Annotated in this window: 1 protein-coding gene; it reads left to right on the top strand. The window is 66.3% G+C overall.

Features of this window, described 5'->3' with window-relative positions; all coding sequences use genetic code 11:
• Positions 1–168 precede the first annotated feature (168 nt).
• Entirely contained in the window at positions 169–1743 is a 1575-nt protein-coding gene (locus tag ACI2LP_RS34350; protein WP_404728458.1) for a cation acetate symporter, read from the top strand.
• The last annotated feature ends 187 nt before the right edge of the window (positions 1744–1930 follow it).

Genomic DNA, 1930 nt, shown 5'->3' with positions numbered 1-1930 from the left:
CTACACCCGTTACGCGAAGACCCGGCTCGACCCGATCGCCGATTCTTTGCGCTTCGCCGCCCAGCCGGCCATCGACCCTCTCGCCCCCGCGCGAGGTGAGGTGTGAACGGCACTGCGCTCCTCGGGACCGGCACACTCGCCGCGTCCAGCACCTCGCAGAACCGCACGATGATCATCGCGTTGTTCCTGCTCTTCGTCGCCGTCACCCTGGGCATCACCGTCTGGGTCGGCAGAAACAACAGGAACGCCACCGACTTCTACGCCGGAGGACGGTCGTTCAGCGGCTTCCAGAACGGTCTCGCCATCTCCGGCGACTACATGTCCGCGGCATCCTTCCTCGGCATCACCGGATCCATCGCTCTCTTCGGCTACGACGGCTTCCTCTACTCGGTCGGATTCCTGGTCGCCTGGCTCGTGGCCCTGCTGCTCGTCGCCGAACCGCTGCGCAACAGCGGCCGGTTCACCATGGCGGACATCCTCGCGTTCCGACTGCGGCAGCGTCCGGTCCGTACGGCCGCCGGTATCTCCACCATCGTCGTCTCCATCGTGTACCTGCTGGCCCAGATGGTCGGCGCGGGCTCGCTGGTCGCACTGCTGCTCGGAGTGTCCGGCGACGGCGCCAAGAAGTGGATCATTCTCGGCGTCGGCGCACTGATGATCCTCTACGTCACCGTCGGCGGGATGAAGGGCACCACGTGGGTGCAGATCATCAAGGCCGGCCTGCTCATGGCCGGAGCGCTGCTGCTGACCGTAATGGTGATGAACCGCTTCGGCTGGAACCTCTCCTCACTTCTCGGCTCAGCGGCCGACGCCAGTGGCAAGGGCGACGCCTTCCTCGATCCGGGACTGAAGTACGGCATCAGCTCACTCACCCGGCTCGACTTCATCAGCCTCGGCCTCGCCCTCGTCCTGGGCACGGCCGGCCTGCCCCACATCCTGGTCCGCTTCTACACCGTTCCCACCGCACGAGCCGCGCGAACCTCGGTGAACTGGGCCATCGCGATCATCGGCATCTTCTACCTCATGACCATCGCGCTCGGTTTCGGCGCGGCGGCGCTGATCGGACCGGAAGCGATCAAGACGTCCAACCCGGCCGGTACGACCGCGGCGCTGATGCTCGCCGAAGAACTGGGCGGCGGCCCGGGGACCAGTACCGGAGCACTGCTGCTCGCCGTCATCTCGGCGGTCGCCTTCGCGACCATCCTCGCGGTGGTGGCCGGCCTGACGCTGGCCTCCTCGGCCTCCTTCGCACATGACCTGTACGCCCATGTCATCCGCAAGGGCCGGGCCAGTGAGAAGCAGGAAGTGCGGGTGGCCCGCTGGTCGGCGGTGGCGATCGGAGCTGTCGCGGTGGCCTTGAGCATGCTTGCGGACAAGCTCAACACGGCGGCACTGGTGGCGCTGGCCTTTGCGATCGCGGCATCCGCCAATGTGCCGACCATCGTCTACAGCCTCTTCTGGAAGCGGTTCAACACCAAGGGCGCGCTGTCCGGCATCTACGGCGGCCTGGCTTCCTCCCTGCTGCTGGTGATCTTCTCCCCGGTGGTCTCGGGCAAGCCGACGTCCATGTTCCCGAGCGCGGACTTCCATCTCTTCCCGCTGGAGAACCCGGGACTGATCTCCATTCCGCTCGGCTTCCTGCTCGGGTGGCTCGGCACAGTGCTGTCCCGGCCCGAGGAGCACGGCGCAGATAAGCACGCGGAGCTGGAGATCCGCTCCCTGACGGGCATTGGCGCGAACTGAGCCCGCCCACCGCCCCTTCGGTGTCCTTGCCGATGCCTCCATCGTTTCATCTTCCGCAACAGACCATGAGGAACAAGAAATTGAGTAACGAAAGCCTGGCCAACCTGCTCAAGGAAGAACGGCGGTTCGCACCGCCGGCCGAGCTGGCCGCGCACGCCAACGTGACGGCGGAGGCGTACGAGCAGGC

This window comes from Streptomyces sp. NPDC019890, assembly GCF_044903445.1.
Taxonomy (GTDB): Bacteria; Actinomycetota; Actinomycetes; order Streptomycetales; family Streptomycetaceae; genus Streptomyces.
This window is presented reverse-complemented; position numbering and strand designations above follow the sequence as displayed.

What these genes read in the sequence shown, in the direction of transcription:
- ACI2LP_RS34350 (WP_404728458.1), top strand. Translation starts at nt 169, where the DNA reads ATGATCATCGCGTTGTTCCTGCTCTTCGTCGCCGTCACCCTGGGCATC.